Origin of the sequence: Acidovorax sp. LjRoot194 (assembly GCF_964253015.1) — a bacterium.
In the GTDB taxonomy this organism is placed as follows: Bacteria; Pseudomonadota; Gammaproteobacteria; order Burkholderiales; family Burkholderiaceae_C; genus Acidovorax.
The window spans coordinates 141,031-158,921 of sequence record NZ_CAXUQB020000001.1 but is presented as its reverse complement, the minus strand read 5'-3'; the positions used below and the strand labels follow the sequence as shown (position 1 = coordinate 158,921).

At 68.0% G+C, this 17,891-nt stretch carries 18 protein-coding genes; 14 read left to right on the top strand and 4 right to left on the bottom strand.

The window, feature by feature from the left end:
- The first annotated feature begins 149 nt into the window (after nt 1–149).
- From ACSQ3N_RS00740 to ACSQ3N_RS00725, 4 genes are all read left to right on the top strand, one after another.
- Nucleotides 150–1,574, top strand: a complete 1,425-nt coding sequence (locus tag ACSQ3N_RS00740; RefSeq protein WP_056166679.1) for an FAD-binding oxidoreductase — start codon at nt 150–152, stop codon at nt 1,572–1,574.
- Nucleotides 1,575–1,662: 88 nt separating this feature from the next.
- Nucleotides 1,663–2,403, top strand: a complete 741-nt coding sequence (locus ACSQ3N_RS00735; RefSeq protein WP_056166675.1) for an alpha/beta fold hydrolase — start codon at nt 1,663–1,665, stop codon at nt 2,401–2,403.
- A gap of 101 nt (nt 2,404–2,504) precedes the next feature.
- Nucleotides 2,505–3,260 carry a hypothetical protein gene (locus tag ACSQ3N_RS00730; protein ID WP_056166671.1) on the top strand — a complete coding sequence of 252 codons (756 nt, stop codon included), beginning with the start codon at nt 2,505–2,507 and terminating at the stop codon, nt 3,258–3,260.
- A gap of 14 nt (nt 3,261–3,274) precedes the next feature.
- The gene (locus tag ACSQ3N_RS00725; protein WP_056166669.1) at nt 3,275–4,012 is read left to right on the top strand and encodes a metallophosphoesterase family protein; all 738 of its coding nucleotides are present in this window, start codon (nt 3,275–3,277) and stop codon (nt 4,010–4,012) included.
- A 44-nt stretch (nt 4,013–4,056) separates the two neighbouring features.
- On the opposite strand, the gene ACSQ3N_RS00720 is transcribed toward ACSQ3N_RS00725, so the two are convergent.
- Nucleotides 4,057–4,401: an antibiotic biosynthesis monooxygenase family protein gene (locus ACSQ3N_RS00720; protein ID WP_056166664.1), complete on the bottom strand. Its 345-nt coding sequence runs from the start codon at nt 4,399–4,401 to the stop codon at nt 4,057–4,059.
- The gene (locus ACSQ3N_RS00715) at nt 4,398–4,742 is read right to left on the bottom strand and encodes an NIPSNAP family protein (RefSeq protein WP_056166661.1); all 345 of its coding nucleotides are present in this window, start codon (nt 4,740–4,742) and stop codon (nt 4,398–4,400) included. The genes ACSQ3N_RS00720 and ACSQ3N_RS00715 overlap by 4 nt, the downstream gene beginning before the upstream one ends.
- A gap of 90 nt (nt 4,743–4,832) precedes the next feature.
- Here ACSQ3N_RS00715 and ACSQ3N_RS00710 point away from each other — a divergent pair, with 90 nt between their 5' ends.
- Complete coding sequence (locus ACSQ3N_RS00710) at nt 4,833–5,594, top strand: ArsR/SmtB family transcription factor (RefSeq protein WP_082485698.1); 762 nt, start codon at nt 4,833–4,835, stop codon at nt 5,592–5,594.
- On the top strand, nt 5,591–5,914 hold the full coding sequence (locus tag ACSQ3N_RS00705; protein WP_056166658.1) for a YnfA family protein: 324 nt from the start codon (nt 5,591–5,593) through the stop codon (nt 5,912–5,914). The genes ACSQ3N_RS00710 and ACSQ3N_RS00705 overlap by 4 nt, the downstream gene beginning before the upstream one ends.
- A 377-nt stretch (nt 5,915–6,291) precedes the next feature.
- Here ACSQ3N_RS00705 and ACSQ3N_RS00700 read toward each other — a convergent pair whose 3' ends face one another.
- Nucleotides 6,292–7,896 carry an ABC transporter substrate-binding protein gene (locus tag ACSQ3N_RS00700; RefSeq protein ID WP_436145347.1) on the bottom strand — a complete coding sequence of 535 codons (1,605 nt, stop codon included), beginning with the start codon at nt 7,894–7,896 and terminating at the stop codon, nt 6,292–6,294.
- A gap of 230 nt (nt 7,897–8,126) precedes the next feature.
- Between ACSQ3N_RS00700 and ACSQ3N_RS00695 the strand changes: the two genes are divergently transcribed.
- Together ACSQ3N_RS00695 and ACSQ3N_RS00690 are read left to right on the top strand one after the other, a co-directional pair.
- Entirely contained in the window at nt 8,127–8,630 is a 504-nt protein-coding gene (locus ACSQ3N_RS00695; protein WP_156372033.1) for a hypothetical protein, read from the top strand.
- Between the two features lie 65 nt (nt 8,631–8,695).
- Nucleotides 8,696–9,397, top strand: coding sequence for a hypothetical protein (locus tag ACSQ3N_RS00690; protein WP_056166649.1), 702 nt, complete (start codon nt 8,696–8,698; stop codon nt 9,395–9,397).
- Nucleotides 9,398–9,448: 51 nt separating this feature from the next.
- Here the strand turns inward: ACSQ3N_RS00690 and ACSQ3N_RS00685 are convergent, their stop codons facing one another.
- Entirely contained in the window at nt 9,449–9,907 is a 459-nt protein-coding gene (locus ACSQ3N_RS00685; protein WP_056166713.1) for a BON domain-containing protein, read from the bottom strand.
- A gap of 329 nt (nt 9,908–10,236) precedes the next feature.
- Between ACSQ3N_RS00685 and ACSQ3N_RS00680 the strand changes: the two genes are divergently transcribed.
- From ACSQ3N_RS00680 to ACSQ3N_RS00655, 6 genes are all read left to right on the top strand, one after another.
- The gene (locus tag ACSQ3N_RS00680) at nt 10,237–11,307 is read left to right on the top strand and encodes a ligase-associated DNA damage response exonuclease (RefSeq protein ID WP_056166646.1); all 1,071 of its coding nucleotides are present in this window, start codon (nt 10,237–10,239) and stop codon (nt 11,305–11,307) included.
- Nucleotides 11,304–13,142 (top strand): ATP-dependent DNA ligase, encoded by a 1,839-nt coding sequence (locus ACSQ3N_RS00675; RefSeq protein WP_056166644.1) that lies wholly within the window; start codon nt 11,304–11,306, stop codon nt 13,140–13,142. The genes ACSQ3N_RS00680 and ACSQ3N_RS00675 overlap by 4 nt, the downstream gene beginning before the upstream one ends.
- Nucleotides 13,139–15,964 carry a ligase-associated DNA damage response DEXH box helicase gene (locus ACSQ3N_RS00670; protein ID WP_056166641.1) on the top strand — a complete coding sequence of 942 codons (2,826 nt, stop codon included), beginning with the start codon at nt 13,139–13,141 and terminating at the stop codon, nt 15,962–15,964. Before ACSQ3N_RS00675 ends, ACSQ3N_RS00670 begins: the two co-directional genes overlap by 4 nt.
- 26 nt (nt 15,965–15,990) lie before the next feature.
- The gene (gene pdeM / locus ACSQ3N_RS00665) at nt 15,991–16,734 is read left to right on the top strand and encodes a ligase-associated DNA damage response endonuclease PdeM (RefSeq protein WP_082516873.1); all 744 of its coding nucleotides are present in this window, start codon (nt 15,991–15,993) and stop codon (nt 16,732–16,734) included.
- 64 nt (nt 16,735–16,798) lie between these two features.
- Nucleotides 16,799–17,287, top strand: a complete 489-nt coding sequence (locus ACSQ3N_RS00660; protein WP_056166638.1) for a hypothetical protein — start codon at nt 16,799–16,801, stop codon at nt 17,285–17,287.
- Between the two features lie 115 nt (nt 17,288–17,402).
- Entirely contained in the window at nt 17,403–17,786 is a 384-nt protein-coding gene (locus ACSQ3N_RS00655) for a tetratricopeptide repeat protein (RefSeq protein ID WP_162241071.1), read from the top strand.
- The last annotated feature ends 105 nt before the right edge of the window (nt 17,787–17,891 follow it).

The window sequence follows — 17,891 nt, the reverse complement described above, 5'->3', positions numbered from 1 at the left end:
GGCCGTGGCTTAGCGCCGCAGCTCCCGCTTCCCCCGAAGCCACTCGGCCATACTCGCCGGCTGACCCTGCCTGCACCGTGGGTCGCCAGCACGTTCCCGGTCCGTGACCCCTAGAATGTTTTCCACACGCCGACCACGGAGACATACCCATGAACGCCCCGACCGCCACCGTCCACTTGCTTCCAGAAATCCACCTGCGCGATGTACCGCAGGCCTTGATCGAGGCACTGCAAAGTCGCTTTGGCGCGCAGTGCTCCACGGCCCAGGCCGTGCGCGAGCAGCACGGGCGCGACGAGGGCTCGCTGCAGGCGCCCCCGCCTTCGGCCGTGGTGTTTGCCCAGAGCACGCAGGACGTGGCCGACGCCGTGAAGCTGGCCAGCCAGTACGAGGTGCCCGTGATCCCCTACGGCGCGGGGTCTTCGCTCGAAGGCCACCTGCTGGCCGTGCAAGGCGGCATCAGCATCGACGTGAGCCGCATGAACCAGGTGCTCAGTGTGAACGCCGAAGACCTCACGGTGACCGTGCAGCCCGGCATCACGCGCAAGCAGCTCAACGATGCGATCAAGGACACGGGCCTGTTCTTCCCCATCGACCCCGGCGCCGACGCGAGCATCGGCGGCATGAGCGCCACGCGCGCCAGCGGCACCAACGCCGTGCGCTACGGCACCATGCGCGAGAACGTGCTGGCGCTGGAGGTGGTCACGGCCAGCGGCGACATCATCCACACCGGCACGCGCGCCAAGAAGAGCAGCGCGGGCTACGACCTCACCCGCCTGCTGGTGGGCAGCGAGGGCACGCTGGGCATCATGACGCAGATCACCGTGCGCCTGTACCCGCTGCCCGAGGCCGTGAGCGCGGCGATCTGCTCGTTCCCGAGCATCGAGGCGGCCGTGCACACCGTGATCCAGACCATCCAGCTCGGCGTGCCCATTGCGCGCGTGGAGCTCATCGACCACCACACGGTGCGCATGGTGAACGCCCACAGCAAGCTCTCGCTGCGCGAGGAACCGATGCTGCTGATGGAGTTCCACGGCTCGCCCTCCAGCGTGAAGGAACAGGCGGAGACCGTGCAGGACATCGCCAGCGAATTCGGCGGCCAGGCCTTCGAATGGGCCAGCACGCCCGAGGAACGCACCCGCCTGTGGACCGCACGGCACAACGCCTACTTCGCCGCCGTGCAAAGCCGCCCGGGCTGCCGCGCCATCAGCACCGACACCTGCGTGCCCATCAGCCGCCTGGCCGACTGCCTGCTCGAATCCGTGGACGAGGCCGAAGCCAGCGGCATCCCGTACTTCCTTGTCGGCCACGTGGGCGACGGCAACTTCCACTTCGGCTACCTGATCGACCCCAACAGCGCCGAAGAACGCGCGAAGGCCGAAGCCATGAACCACACCCTGGTGGCCCGCGCGCTGAGCATGGGCGGCACCTGCACCGGCGAACATGGCGTGGGCATCCACAAGATGGGCTTCCTGCTGGACGAAACGGGGGCGGGCGCGGTGGACATGATGCGGTCTATCAAGCGGGCGCTGGACCCGAAGAACATCCTGAACCCGGGAAAGATTTTCGCGATGTGATCACTGTGGGCGCAGTGTGAGGCGCGCCGTGGTGCCATCCCAGGGCGCTGTGCGGATGCCGCCGTGTGCTGAGCCACTGTCAACGAGCATGGTCACCGTCGTACTCCTGCCTGGCATGGACGGCACGGGCGACTTGTTCGCCCCGTTTGTCGCAGCGCTGGGCCCATCGATCAGAACGGTGGTGGTGCGCTATCCCACGCAGAGTGCGCTCGGCTACCAAGCACTGGAAGTGGTGGCACGGCAGGCACTGCCGCAAGACGGACCCTATGTGCTGCTGGGTGAGTCGTTTTCAGGCCCCATCGCCCTGTCGCTGGCTGCGTCCTGCCCGCCAGGGCTGGCCGGGGTGGTGCTGTGTGCCACCTTTGCGACGAACCCGGTGCCGCTGCTGCACCCCGTGAGCGCGCTTGCGGCCATCACGCCCTTCGAGCTTGCACCCGCATGGCTGGTACGAAAACTTCTCATGGGCCGGCATACGTCGCCGGATCTGGGGCGCCTGTTGCGCGCTACTCTGGCCAAGGTGTCGGGGGCAGCGCTGCGCGCCAGGGCGGGCGCCCTCTTGAGGGTGAACGTGGTCGCCCAGCTGCGCGCGGTGCAAGTGCCGGTGCTGTACCTGCAAGCCACGGAAGACCGGTTGATCAAGCGCGCATCGGCGGAGGTGATCAAGCGCGCGCTGCCCAACGTGGAGATCGTTCGCATCGAGGCTCCACACTTGCTGCTGCAGGTCGCGCACACCGCTGCCGCAACGGCGGTGGCCGCTTTCTCTGCGCGGGCGGAAGCCGGGTGGAGGTCCGCCGCAGAGCCGGCCGCAAGGCCAGTCGGTACGGCCTGATCCCACAGGTTTTCTCGCCAAGAGTGATGGATTTCACGGCGCGATCCGGTGGCGGCGCCGCATGCGGCGGCCGCCCGGGCGTGCCCATCTATGCTCGGCCAATGCCCCAGTTCATTCGCTCGTTCACGCTGCTCATCGCGCTTCTTGGCAGCCTGCTCTTTGGCGCCTTGCTGATCACCTCCCTGCTGCAACCCACCTGGGTCGAGCACACGGCGCGCGACATGATCCGCCAGCACATTGAAAAGAAAACCGGCGAGAAGCTGCAGGCCCTGGATGAGCGCTTTCTGACCGGGCGGGCGCGGCTTCTCTGGCAGGGCAAGGAGCAAGAGATCGAAGCCGCCCGCAAGGCGCTGTCGGCAGGCCTGCCAGCGCGCGTGGCCGCCATAGCCGCCGAGATGGGCATTCCCGCCTGCGAGTGCCGCAAGCGGCGCGAGCAGCGCCTGCAGCTGGAGATCGGCACGGCGCAGCAGATGCAGGCCCGCCTCGACGCGTTGATCCGCACGGCTTACCTCGACACGGCAGACAAGCTGCTGCGCGAGCTGCGCATCTTCAGCGGCGCGAATGCGCTCGCGTTTGCCTTGCTGGGGCTGGCCGCATGGCGGCGCCGCGGTGCACAAGCGGCGGCGCTGGTACCGGCCGCGGCCACGCTGCTGGCGGCTACGCTGATCTGCAGCGGCGTGTACCTGTGGGGCCAGAACTGGCTCTCCACCATCGTCTTCGGCAGCTACGTGGGATGGGGCCAGTTGGCCTACATTGCGGTGGTGTACGCGTGGCTGTGCGACCTGCTGTTCAACCAGGCCCGCGTGAGCGGACACCTGTGCCAGGGCATGGGGAGCATCTCCGTGTCACCCTGCTGAAAGTTTTTCTCACCATGCGCATCGCCCTCGTCTCCGACATCCACGGCAACCTGGCAGCCCTCGAAGCCGTGGCGGCCGACATCCGCCAGCGCGGCGCCGACCGGGTGGTGAACCTGGGCGACAACCTCTCGGGCCCGCTGCTGCCGCGCGAGACGGCGCAGTGGCTCATGGCATCGGGATGGCTGTCGCTGGCGGGCAACCACGAGCGGCAGGTGCTGCACCTGCAGCCCGGGCGCGCAGGCCCATCGGACCAGTATGCGCACGCGCAGCTCACAGAGGCCGAGTTCGCATGGATGCGCACGCTGCAGCACAGCCTGCGCCTGACCGACGACGTAATGTTGTGCCACGGCTCGCCGCGCAGTGACCACGAATACCTGCTGGAGACGCTGGACGGCCACGCCCTGCGCCTGGCGCGGCCCGCAGAGATCCGCGAGCGACTCGATGCACAGACTGCGGTGCCTGTGATCGCCTGCGGGCACACCCATGTGCCGCGCGCAGTGCGGCTGGGCGCGCAGTTGCTGGTCAACCCCGGCAGCGTGGGGTTGCAGGCGTACAGCGACGACCACCCCGTCTACCACGCGGTGGAATCTGGCACGCCCGATGCGCGCTACGCGCTGATCACGCTGCACGGCGGCCAGTGGCAGGTGGAGCACATCGCCGTGGCTTACAACCATGAAGCGATGGCGCTGCTCGCCGAGCAGCGGCAGAGGCCGGATTGGGCGCATGCGCTTCGCACAGGGTACATGCCCTGACGCAGATCGTGCGCCTCAGGCAGGGCCGCAATGCAGCGCACCGCTCAGCCGTGCACCCGGCGTGAATCCACCGGCACCTGTGCGCGGTCGTGCAGGCCGTAGTCGCGCACCACGGCGGCCACGCGCAGGCGGTAGTCGGCAAAGATGCCAGCGCGGCCTGCCTGCTGGGTGCTGCGGTGGGCCTCCACCTGGCGCCAGCGGGCCACGGCCTCTTCATCCCGCCAGAACGAGAGCGACAGCAGCTTGCCGGGCTCGCTCAGGCTCTCGAACCGTTCGATGGAAATGAAGCCGTCCACCTGCTCCAGCGCAGGCCGCAGCGCGGCGGCGGCGGCCAGGTAGGCGTCCTTGCGGCCGGGTGCGGGCAGCACCTCGAAGATCACGGCCATCATGGGGCGGACTCCACGGCGTGCGCGGGCAGGCCCAGCGTGCCTTCGACGCCCTGGGTGAAGGTGCGCTCCTCGCGCAGGATGAAGCGCTTTTCCTGCGCCATCGCGAAGTTGGCACGGCCTTCGGGGTCGGTGCGCAGGCGGGCGCGATAGGCCTCGTACGCGGCCAGCGAGTCAAAGCCGATGAGGCCCCACGCCTCGTAGTTGGTCCCTTCGTGTGGCAGGAAGTAGCCCAGCAGGTGGCCACCGCAGCGCGGGATGATCTGCCCCCAGCGGCGCGCGTATTCGGCGAACTGCTCGCGCTGGAAGGGGTCGATGTCGTAGCGGATGAAGCAGGTGATCATGGTGTGATGCCCGGGTCGGGATGCGTGTGGTGTGTGAGGGTTTGACGATAGGCGCTTGACGGCCCGGGATGGTTCGCCCAATATCGAACCATGAAAGACGGCCCCCACATCGCGCGCATTGCCGCGCTCATCGGCGACAGCGCGCGCGCCGAAGTCCTGACCGCACTGATGGCCGACCGCGCCCTCACGGCCACCGAGCTGGCGGACATTGCCGGCGTCACCAAGCAGACCATCAGCGCGCACCTGGCCAAGCTGCTCGACGCCGGCCTGCTGTCGGTGGAGAGCCAGGGCCGGCACCGCTACTTTCGCCTGGCCGACCGCGACGTGGCGCAGTTGCTGGAGTCGCTGATGAACGTGGCGTTCCGTGCAGGCGCCGTGCGCTTGCGCGCAAGCCCGCGCGAACCCGCACTGCGGCGCGCCCGCGTCTGCTACGACCATCTGGCGGGCGAAGTGGGCGTGCAGTTGCACGAGGCGTTGCTGCGCCAGGGCTATCTGCACGCTGCCGATGGCGGCCTCGCGCTGACCACGGCGGGTGCCGAGTGGTTTGCCCAGCAAGGCATCGACACGGCCGTGGTGGAGCGCCAGCGGCGCATGCTGTGCCGCCCCTGCCTGGACTGGAGCGAGCGGCGCCACCACCTGGGCGGCGCGCTCGGTGCCGCGCTGCTGCAGCGCTTGGTGGAACGCGGCTGGGCGCGGCGCGACAAGGACTCGCGCGTGGTGCACTTCTCGGCCGAGGGCGAGCTGGCCCTGCGCGCATGGACGGCGCCTGCCGCTGGCGAGGCAGCGAGCAACGACACGGCCCACCGCCCCCGTCTGGCGAATGCGAAAACGAAAGCGCAGGTGGGCCTGTGAAGACCTTCGCACTCTTCGTGGCCACAGCGCTGGCCGAGATCGTGGGCTGCTACCTGCCGTGGCTGTGGCTGCGTCAGGGCAAGCCGGCATGGCTGCTGGTGCCCGCCGCGCTGAGCCTGGCGCTGTTTGCTTGGTTGCTGACGCTGCACGACACCGCCGGCGCGGGGCGCGTCTATGCGGCGTACGGCGGCGTCTACATCGGCGTGGCGCTGGCCTGGCTGTGGGCAGTGGACGGCATCCGGCCCACGCCGTGGGATGTGGCGGGGGTGCTGGTGGCGCTGGCGGGCATGGCGATCATCGTGTGGCAGCCCATGAAGTGAGCAACCGATGGGGTGCAGACGGATGGATCGATCGCGCTGGCTGCCAGCGTGCGCAGAGCGGGGGTTTGTATTGAGGCTCTGCTGCTCACGCCCCCTCTCGCCAGCCCTCTCCCGCGAGGGGAGAGGGAGTTTGGGGGGGCTGTCTGCGGCTCTGTTGCCGTTGTGTGCGGCGAGATGCAGTGGATAAGAATGCTATACAAATAATAGCTTCTAGCGCTTTTAGAAAGCGCGCCAGAGGCCATTTCCACCAGAGTCGTACCCTACCCCGGCTTTGACCCCCTCGCCCCTCGCGGGAGAGGGTCGGGGAGAGGGGGCCGTCTTCCGCGCACTACGGCTGCTTCACCCCAGCCACCTTCCAACCAGCAACCCGCCAACCCTCAATTCACCTTGATCAACCGCCAGTCGATGCGGTTGTCCGGCCGCTGCACCAGATCCACGTTCTTCTTCATGGCCCAGGCCAGCATCTGGTTGTGCAGTGGAATGTTGGCCACGGTGTCGTTTTGCAGTTGCAGCCCTTCGGTGAGCAGCCGGTTGCGCACCGGCAGGTCGATCTCGGTCTTCACGCGGTCCACGATGTAGTCCATGCGTTCGTTGCTGTAGCGGCCCAGGTTGTAGTTGCCGTCGCCGCCGGTGGTCTTGGTGCGCGTGAGCGACTGCAGGGTGTACAGCGCGTCGAACGTGGGCACGCCCCAGCTGAGCAGCGCGATGCTGGCCTCGTGCCGCTGGGCCATGGGGTAGTAGGTGACGGCCGGCAGCGTGCGCAGCTTGGCCTTGACGCCCACGCGCGCCCACATCGAGGTGATGGCCTGGCACAGCCCTTCGTCCTGGATGATGGCGTTGTTGCTGCAGGCCAGGTCGACCTCGAAGCCGTCCTTGTAGCCCGCATCGGCCAGCAGCGCCTTGGCCGCGCTGGGGTCGTAAGGCAGGCGCTTGTCCACCGCCTCCGTCCAGCCGTTGACCAGCGGCGAGACGATGGCGCCCGTGGGCTTGGACATGCCGCGCATGGTCACACGCTGCAACGTACCGGCATCGATGGCCTGGTACAGCGCCTTGCGCACCCGCAGGTCCTTGAGCGGGTTCTTGCCCTTGATATTGCTGCCCGGCAGCTCGTCGCGGAACTGGTCCATGGCCAGGTAGATGGTGCGGTTCTCGACCATCTCCATGACCTTGAGATTGGGGTTGGCCCGAAGCCGCTCCAGGTCCTGCAGGCTGGTGTCGCGCACCATGTCGACCTCGCCGGACAGCAGTGCCGCGATGCGCGTAGCCTCGGACTTGATGGGCGTGTAGGTGATCTCGGTCACGTTGCCCTCGGTCTTGCCGGCGCTCCACCACAGCGGGTTGACGGCGAAGACGATCTTCTGGTCGGGCACCCATTCCTTCAGCACGAACGGGCCCGTGCCCATGGCGTTGCGGTGCGAAAACGTTTCGTCCTTGGCCTTGATGTCCTTGGGCTCCACGGCATTGTTCTTCTCGGCCCAGGCCTTGCTCATCACGCGCAGCTCGGTCAGCTGGTTGAGCAGCACCGGGTTGGGGTTCTTCAGGAAGATGTCGATGGTCTCGCCATCCACCTTCGCGATGCGGTCCATGCCCTGGGTGTAGATGGCGTAGGTGGACGTCTTGCTCATCGCGCGCTGCAGCGAATACACCACGTCGTCGGCCGTCATGGCCGAGCCGTCGCTGAACTTCACGCCCTGGCGCAGCTTCAGGCGCAACTGCGTGGGGCTGACCTGCTGCCAGGACGTGGCCAGCAGGGGCTCGACCTTGAGCGTGCGGCTGTTGAACATCACGAGCGACTCATACACCGCCGCGTGGATGCCGTTGCCCAAAGCGCTGTTCTGCGAGTGGATGTCCATGGACTGGATGTCGCTGGAGCCGGCCCATTTGAAAGGCTTTGCCCCCGCCACGGCGGGCACCATGCACGCCAGGACGGCCGCCAGTGCGGGCGCAGATAGCAGCGAGTAACGATCGAAACGCAAGGGCATACAAACCTCCAGATTGTTGTCAGCACGCAATGTGCAATACCTCCACGCTTCTGCAGATATGGAAATCCCTGGGTGGTGTTTCCGCAGTGAAAGTGAAGGGGCCCGGGACGTATGCACATGACATGCCACCAGCTGCCGCTGCATACGGCCCATTACATCTCTTACACCCGAACCTGGGAATTTCACGGCCAGAATCGCCGGTCCCCCCTCTGCACGACCCCCATCCCACCATGCCAGGGCTTTCCTTCCGCACTATCTTTCGACTGGCCGCCGCCGTGACCACGGCACTCGTCCTGGCTGCGATGGGGACGCTGGGCTACCTCTTTTCCGTAGAGGACTACGTCACGCGGCCCGGCTCGCCCGTGTACTACCTGGGCATCTCGTCGCTGGTGCGCGATGTACAGGTGCCCGACGTCGCACAGGGCCGCGAATACTTCGGCTCGGTCGGCGACGGCAACAAGCCGCCCCAATCGCAATTGAGCTTCAAGGTGCCGCTCGACACCGCCGACGCGGTTTGGGACCAAGTGAGCCGCCAGCTGCAGAACCTGGCGCTGCATTCCGTCAGCGCGACGGGCAATGAATCGGCGGTGGCCAGCAACAAGAACATCGTCTCGCCCGGACTCCGCGAAGCGCAATACACCTCTGACAAGCGCGACCTGGTGTTGCTGACCACCTACCAGGACAGCGATGGGGGCACCCCACTGATCCGCTTTGAAATCACTCACTACGATTGATTTGATCCCACCGCAGCCGCGCACGCAGCGCCCCCTTTTTTTCTCCACTTCCTCGTTGAACACCCATGTCATCTCGCTCGGACATTCCCAATCGCCTGATCTACACGTGCAATTGCGGCTGGATCGATATTGGCCACCTGGTGTCCGTCGAGAAGCCGGCCAACCGCCATGCGAGCGCCGCCTATCTGTGGAAGGACGTCTCGCTGGAGCGCGGCCTGCAGGTCACGGGCAAGCCGGACCACCATCTGGTGATGTACCGCCAGGGGATGCGCAAGTTCGGCTTCTCGCGTGACTTCACGAAGTTCTACTTCATCCGCAAGGGCCTGCCGCTGGCCACCCAGCGCTCGGTGGCGCTGGCGATCTTCAAGGAAGTCTCCCTGGGCTTCGAGGACGTGCAGGCGTCGCTGTCGGCCTTCACGGACAGCGGCTTCAGCGAAGAAGATCTGGTGTCGAACCTGCTCGGCTTTTACGTGGCCGTGCTGGGCAATGTGGACTGGCGCAACCACTGCAAGCCCGTGTCGGCAGAGGCTTCGCGCGTCGTCTGGGACACGCTGGGCCCGGTGGGGTCGCGCAAGAACCGCCAGTTCGTCCCCAAGCTGCATGCCTGCGAAGAATGCAAGACCCAGCACCACATCACGCAGCCCGTGTTCCCGCCCATTTTTTCGTCCATCCGCCCAGCCCAGCAAGGTGCGGATTTTTTTGAAGCCACGGACGCCACGCCCGGCCTGCCCGTCCCGGCGCACATGCTGTCCACCTTGTTTGTCTGACCGGCCCTGGCGCCCGCTGAGACGTCATGGGTGCAGACCGGATCGTCCCCCTTACCGCTGCTGCAATGCCGGGTAGCGCGCAGTGCCAGGCGCAGTGCCCACCTGCAGCAGGTTGACCACCCCCAACACATCGTCCACCAGCTGCACGGCCTGCTCCATCGCCAGGGACTGCTCGGCCGACTGCACGCAGCCCATCAGCGTGACCAGGCGGCGCTCGCCCAGCACCCATACGCTGGTGTCGCCAAACCGGCCGTCCTCGCGCAGGTACAGCCGCACGCGCGGAATGATCTCGGCGTCGTACAGGTAGGAGTTGGGCAGCCGGCATCGGCCCACGCGGTAGCAGCTGCCGCCGTGCTGCGCGCGCACATGCGCCACATCACGCACTTCGGTCTCGGTATACAGCGGGCCCTCGGGCACGGGGCAGGCGGGCATGGCGGACGTGACCTGCACGAAGGGGTCGTTGAAGGCGTTGGTGCGCTCAGGCGTCGGGGCCTTTGCGCCTTGCGCCATGGCGACAGCCGCCGCGCTGGCCAGGACGCCCACGACGCACACGGAGCGCAGCAGGCGCCAGGGCAAGATGAAGTGCATGGGACCCCTTCCTTTTGGCAAAAGAATGCACATGGTACGGCGCGGCGCCCCGCTGCGCGCGCGCCTGAAGGCCCCATCCAGTGCTCACAAACATGCGGCGTTGGCCTGCAGACAGCTCGGCCGATGTGGTGATGATGAGGGCAACTCGCACAGCATCGTTTGCTCTCTAATTCATAGCAAAAAGACCTATTCCATTAAGCGGTAGCGCTGATTTTTTCTGAGAGCCTGCCGCCACCCTGCCGTCCCACGCCATGCCCAGCGACCTCATCGTTCACCGCCCTGAAGGCCTGTACTGCCCGCCCGGCGATTTCTACATCGACCCCTGGCGGCCGGTGAGCCGGGCTGTGATCACGCATGCGCATTCGGACCACGCGCGCATGGGCTCGGCGCACTACCTGGCGCACACGGACAGCGAAGGCACGCTGCGCAATAGGCTGGGTGCGGACATCGACCTGCAGACGCTGGCCTATGGCGACGTCATCGACCAGCAGGGCGTACGCGTGTCGCTCCATCCCGCGGGGCATGTGCTGGGCTCGTCGCAAGTGCGCATCGAGCACGGCGGCCAGGTGTGGGTGGCGTCGGGCGACTACAAGCTCGAAGACGACGGCACCTGCCCGCCGTTCGAGCCGGTGCGCTGCCACACCTTCATCACCGAGTCGACCTTCGGCCTGCCCATCTACCGCTGGCCGTCGCAGCCGGTGCTGTTCGCCGACATCAATGCCTGGTGGGCTGCGAATGCCGCGGCGGGCAAGGCCAGCATCCTGTATGCGTATGCCTTCGGCAAGGCGCAGCGGCTGCTGCACGGGGTGGACCCGAACATCGGCCCCATCGTCGTGCACGGCGCGGTGGACCCGCTCAACGGCGTGTACCGCGCAGCCGGCGTGGCACTGCCACCCACGCTGCGCGTGACGGACCCGGGCGTCACCAAGGCCGAGCTGCGCCGCGCGCTCGTGCTGGCCCCGCCCTCGGCGGCGGGCACGCCCTGGCTCAAGCGCTTTGGCGAGCATTCCGATGCCTTTGCCAGCGGATGGATGCTGGTGCGCGGCGCACGCCGCCGCCGCGGCGTGGACCGGGGCTTCGTGATGAGCGACCACGCCGACTGGCCCAGCCTGCAAAAGGCCATCGGCGCCACCGGGGCCGAGCGCGTCATCGTCACCCACGGCAGCACCGAGGTAATGGTGCGCTGGCTGTGCGAGCAGGGCCTGGATGCGCAGGTGTTCAAGACCGAATACGGGGCCGACGACAACGAGGACGACAGCAACGCGGCGCCTCCTGCAGCCCTTGCCGAAGAAGCCGGCGCGCTGCCTGAGGCCGCGCCATGAGGGCGTTCGCCGAGCTGTTCCAGGCGCTGGATGCCACCACCGGGCAGTCGGCCAAGCTCGCGGCGCTGGTGGCCTACCTGCGTGTGGCGCCGCCGTCCGATGCAGCCTGGGCCACCTACTTTCTGGCCGGTGGCAAGCCGCGCCAGATGGTGCCCACCAAGCGCCTGAAGGCCCTGGCGCAAGAGGCCGCCGGCCTGCCCGAATGGCTGTTCGAAGAAAGCTACCAGGCCGTGGGCGACCTGGCCGAAACGCTGGCCCTGCTGCTGCCTCCGCCGGTGCAACCCTTAGACCTACCGCTGGCCGAGTGGATGGCCCAGTTGCTGCCCCTGCGCGCGCTGCCGCCCGACGAGGCCGACGCCCGCCTGCGCGCGCAGTGGGACAGGCTGGCGCCGGAGCAGCGCTTCGTGTACTTCAAGCTCATCACCGGCAACTTCCGCGTGGGGGTGTCGCGCCTGCAGGTCACGCAGGCGCTGGCCACGGTGAGCGCGCTCGACCCCAAGCGCATCGCCCACCGGCTCATGGGCTACACGCAGATCGGCCGGCAACCCCAGGCCGACGACTACAGCGCGCTCGTGGCGCCCGTGGGCGAGGCTGCGGATGGCGACGCGGGCGATGCCGTGGATGCCGGCATGGCCGGCCAGCCCTACCCCTTCTTCCTGGCCCACCCGTTCAACCAGCCCGTGGCCGAGATGCCTGCGTTGCTCGGCACGCCCGGCGACTGGCTGGTGGAATGGAAATGGGACGGCATCCGCGCGCAGATCGTGCGGCGCGGCGGCGCGGTGTGGGTGTGGTCGCGTGGAGAAGAACTGGTGACCGATCGCTTCCCCGAACTGGCCGGGGCCGCGATGGCGCAGCTGCCCGATGGCTCGGTGGTCGATGGCGAGATCCTGGTGTGGCTGCCCGGCGAGCCCCAGCCCCGCCCCTTCGCCGACCTGCAAAAACGCCTGGGCCGCAAGACCCTCGGCCCCAAGCTGCTGCGCGAGCTGCCAGTGGTGCTGGTGACCTACGACCTGCTTGAACATGCGGGCCAGGACCTGCGCCAGCAGCCCCAGCAGGCGCGCCGTGCGCTGCTGGAGGCGCTGCTGCAACCGTCGGCCGATGCACCGCAAGGAACACTCCCAACAACCGCCGAACCGATCACGCCGAGCCCGTCGAAGCGCGGCGCTGGACTTCGACAGGCTCAGTCCGCACGGCTGGTGGAGCTTGACCTCGAACCCACACCCTCGCCCTCGACCACCACCGCACGGCAACCCACCCTGCGACTGAGCGCGCTGCTGCACGGCGCCAACTGGGACGACCTCGCGCGTCAGCGCGAGGCCGCGCGCGGCATGGGCACCGAGGGCTTCATGCTCAAGAACCGCCAGGCGCACTACGGCGTGGGGCGCACCAAGGACGTGGGCGTGTGGTGGAAGTGGAAGATCGACCCCATGAGCGTGGACGCCGTGCTCATCTACGCCCAGCGCGGCCACGGCCGCCGCGCCAGTTTGTACAGCGACTACACCTTTGCCGTGTGGAACGGCCCGCCGGACGACCCCGAGCGCCAACTGGTCCCGTTCGCCAAGGCGTATTCGGGCCTGACGGATGTGGAGATCGGCCAGGTGGACGCCATCGTGCGCAAGACCACGCGCGAGAGCTTCGGGCCCGTGCGCAGCGTGGATGCGACCATGGTCTTCGAACTCGGCTTCGAGGGCATCGGCAAGAGCCCGCGCCACAAGAGCGGCATCGCGGTGCGCTTTCCGCGCATGCTGCGCTGGCGCAAGGACAAGACCGTGGCCGAGGCCGACACGCTGCAAACCTTGATGGCGCTGTTGCCGGGGCAGGACGCACCGGGATGAGCACCGCTGCCAAGGCCGCGCCCCGCCGTCCGCGCAAGCCGTTGCCCACCGTCGCGTTGAGTGCCGCAGCGGGCTGGATGGCGGCGCGTGGCTGGCAGCCCTTCGGCTTTCAGCAAGACGTGTGGCGCGCCCTGGGCAAGGGCCGCTCGGGCCTGCTGCACGCGACCACCGGCGCGGGCAAGACCTATGCGGTGTGGCTGGGCGCGCTGCAGCACCTGGCGCTGGCCGGGCACACGCTGATGCCGACAGCCGGATCGACCAGTCAGATCACATCCCCACCCGTTCGGGCTGAGCCTGTCGAAGGCGGGGCCGCTTCCATCGAAGCTGCGACGCCGTCGGCCAGCACCAGCACCAGCGACCGCACCGCCCTGCGCAAGCGCCGCGCAGCCGCCCCTCCCCTGACCGTGCTGTGGATCACCCCCATGCGCGCCCTGGCAGCCGACACGCTGCGCGCCCTGCAGGCACCGATGCCCGACCTGGCCCCCGACTGGACCAGCGGCCTGCGCACCGGCGACACCGCCAGCGGCGAGCGCGCCGCGCAGGACCGCCGCCTGCCCACGCTGCTGGTAACCACGCCCGAGAGTCTATCGCTGCTGCTGGCCCGCGCCGATGCCCACGAGCGCCTGCGCCATGTGCAACTGGTCGTGGTGGACGAATGGCACGAGCTGGTGGGCAACAAGCGCGGCGTGCAGGCGCAGCTGGCGCTGGCGCGCCTGTCGGGCTGGAACCCGGCACTGCAGGTGTGGGGCATGTCGGCCACGCTGGGCAACCTGCAAGAAGCGCTGGACACGCTGCTGCCCCGCCCTTCCCCGGGCGCCCCCGCTGCACCACCGGCCGTGCTGGTGCAGGGCCGCGTGGACAAGGCGCTCAAGGTGCAGGTGATGCTGCCGGCCAAGGTGGACCGCTTTGCCTGGGCCGGGCACATGGGCCTGGCACTGCTGCCGCAGGTGGTGGAGTCCATCGAGTCCTGCGCCTCTTCATTGGTTTTCACCAACACGCGCTCGCAGGCCGAACGCTGGTACCAGGCGCTGCTGGAGGCGCGGCCCGACTGGGCCGGCACCATTGCGCTGCACCACGGGTCGCTGAGCCAGGACGTGCGGGCCTGGGTGGAGAACGGGCTGAAAGCCGGTCTGCTCAAGGCGGTGGTCTGCACGTCGAGCCTGGACCTGGGCGTGGACTTTCTGCCCGTGGAGCAGGTGCTGCAGATCGGCTCGGCCAAGGGCGTGGGGCGGCTGGTGCAGCGCGCGGGCCGCTCGGGCCATGCACCGGGGCGCACGTCGAGCATCACGCTGGTGCCCACGCACAGCCTGGAGCTGGTGGAAGCCGCCGCAGCGCGCCATGCGCTGGCCCAGGGCCGCATCGAAGACCGGCACACGCCGCGCGCACCGCTCGATGTGCTGGTCCAGCACCTGGTCACCATCGCGTTGGGCGGCGGCTTCGAACCCGATGCGCTGCTGGCCGAAGTGCGCCGTGCCCCGGCCTATGCCACGCTGGCCGACAACGACTGGCAGTGGGCGCTGCAGTTCGTGCGCCAGGGCGGGGCCTCGCTGGCCATCTACCCCGACTTCCAGCGCGCAGCGCCTGATGAGGAAGGGGTGTGGCGCGTGCCCGATGCGCGGCTCGCGCGCCGGCACCGCAGCAACATCGGCACCATCGTGAGCGACTCCAGCATGCAGGTGCAGTTCGTGAGCGGCGGGCGCCTGGGCTCGGTGGAAGAAAGCTTCATCGCGCGGCTGCGCAAGGGCGACGTGTTCATGTTCGCCGGCCGCCTGCTGGAGCTGGTGCGCACCCAGCAGATGACGGCCTACGTGCGCATCGCCCCCAAGGGCAGCGCCGCGCTGCCGCGCTGGAACGGCGGGCGCATGCCGCTGTCGAACACGCTGGCCGACGCCATGCTGGAGATGCTGGAGCAGGCCGAGCGCGGCGTCTACGCATCGCCCGAGATGCAGTGCGCCCAGCCGCTGCTGGCGCTGCAGCACGCCTGGTCGGCCCTGCCCACGCCCAGCCGCCTGGTGGCCGAAACCCTGCACACGCGCGAAGGCTGGCACCTGTACCTGTACCCGCTGGCGGGCCGCCTGGTGCACCTGGGCCTGGCGGGGCTGCTGGCCTGGCGCGCGTCCGAACAGGTGCCCAACACCTTCTCCATCGCCGTCAACGACTACGGGCTGGAGCTGCTGTCGGCCAAGCCCGTGGACTGGGCCGCGCTGCTGCCGCGCCTCATCGGCGAGGGCACGCACACCACCATCGGCAGCGGGTTGGAGGACGAAGTGCTCGCCAGCCTGAACGCGACCGAGATGGCGCGCCGGCGCTTTCGCGAGATCGCGCGCATCGCAGGCCTCATCTTTCAAAGCCACCCCGGCGAGCAGCGCAGCAGCCGCCAGCTGCAGGCCTCGTCGTCGCTGTACTACGACGTGTTCGCCCAGTACGACCCGGACAACCTGCTGCTGGCCCAGGCCCGCGCCGAGCTGCTGGCCAACGAGCTCGACATGGAGCGGCTGGCCCGCACGCTGCGCGGCATGCAGGCGCAGACCCTGTCCATCCATGCACTGCAACGCCCCACCCCGTTCGCCCTGCCGCTGATGGTGGAGCGCTTTCGCGAACGCCTGAGCACCGAAACGCTGGCCGACCGCCTGGCGCGCATGGTGCAGGCGCTGGAGAAGGCCGCCGACGACACCACCGGCACCCACCTCGCCGACAATACCGTGGCCCCGGCCGACATGGCCTGGGACGTCCCCGACGGCGCCACCGCATCCCCCCGGCGCGCACGCCGCGGCGACACTGAGGGCGCACCCCGCCGGCCCCGGGGACGCCACGGATTCTGAGCACGACGACGAAGACGACACCGACCTTGCCCGTGACCGCAGACACCACCGCCACCGCCACCGCCCCTTCGCTGGCATCCCCACCTGCTGGCGCCCACGCCATCACCCTGCCCTGCGGCACCGCCCTGTGGCTGCTGCCCCAGCGCGCCGTGTGGTGGCCCGCCGCGCGCATGGCCTTCGTGGCCGACGTGCACTTCGGCAAGGCGGCCACCTTCCGCCGCGCAGGCCAGCCCGTGCCGCACGGCACCACGGCCGACAACCTGGCCCGGCTTGACACCGTGCTGGCCGTGACGGGCGCCGTGCACCTGGTCTTTCTGGGCGACTTTCTGCACGCCCGCAGCGGTGCCGACGAGCGGCTGTGGCAGCAACTGCTGCCCTGGCGCCAGCACCACGCGCACATCGCCATGACCCTGGTGCGCGGCAACCACGACCTGCACGCAGGCGACCCGCCGCGCGCCCTGGGCATCGACCTGGCCGACGAGCCCTGGCAACCCATGACAGGCGCCCCTGTGGCCGCCTGCCACCACCCGCAGACCGTGGAAGGCGCCACCGTGCTGGCCGGCCATCTACACCCCACCACCACGCTGTACGGCCCGGCGCGCGATGCCATGCGCCTGCCCTGTTATGCCCTGACGCCCGGGCTGCTGGTGCTGCCGGCGTTCGGTGCCTTCACGGGCACGTCGAGCCAATCGGTACCGCCGATGGCCCGGCGGTTTGCGGTGGTGGGGGACCGGGTGCTGGCTGTTCCTGCGCGAACAGACCCAGGATGACCGTCCACGAGGCACTGGGCTCGCGCGAACGGGCTTTAACATGGTCACATTCCGCCCAGCACATATGGCCATTGAACACCTTTTCAGCCTTCACACAGGCTACATAGATTTCACGGGTTACCTGCGCTATCTGGATTCCATCCAGGCGCGCATGCCTGTCCATGTCTATGAATTCGCGTCCGATCCTGCGCACCACGATCTCAACGCCCGCAGTTCGCTTCACGATGCATGGCTGCAGTCACTGACCATTGGCGAAACAGCAGAGGGAAGTAGGCAGGAAATGCGGCAAACGGAAGTACGGTTGTGCCTCTTGGGCCCATACCACGATCGGCGCATCCATCTGCACTACACCGCGGTGGAGGCATATGCCTTTCAGAGCCCTGCGCGGCATGGCGAGCCTCGCTACTCGCATACGGCCCATGGAGACCTGCTCGCCCATGCGATTTGGATAAATCCCGCGGGCATGCTGGTGCACGATATGGTGTTCGAACGCGGGTCAACGCTTCGGATCGAATGCGCAGACATTCGACATGCTCAGGAGCCTTTGCAGTGACACCTGTTGATGCCAGAGAAGAACAGGCCCACGAGGCGTGGGACGCCGGCGATCTGCCACGCGCGCATTCCAATTGTTTCGGTCCTGCGCATACGAGGGTCTTAGGAGCGCGATGATGAATCTGGGGTTCTTCTACGACGAAGGCCTGGGTACACCTGCCAGCAAACACCTGGCAAAGATCTGGTACCGCAAAGCGCGTCACGCAGGCGACTTTGTAGCCTCCAACAACTTGGCCATCTTGTTTCGTGAGCGGCATGCCCATCGCAGCTCTTTCCATTGGTTCCGCAAAGCAGCCCTGGACGGAGATGGCGACGCCTGGGTCGAACTGGCAAAGTGCCATTTGAAGGGCTCAGGAACATCGTTGTCCGCAGCCCGCGCCAGGGAGTGCCTGAGGCGCGCGATGCGCTCCCGGTTCATCACACCCGCGGGGCGCGAGGAGGCGCAAGCCCTGCTGCGCGTCCAAGGCGTTTTGCAGAGCCTGCGCTACCGGCGCTCCTGAGCGGTAAGGGTCCGTTTTTGGGGCTTGCTGCCCCCTCGCAGCCGTCCTGCTTGGCCCCTGTATGAGTGAGGCCTTTGCAGCCTGCATGCACTCGCATTGGGTAGC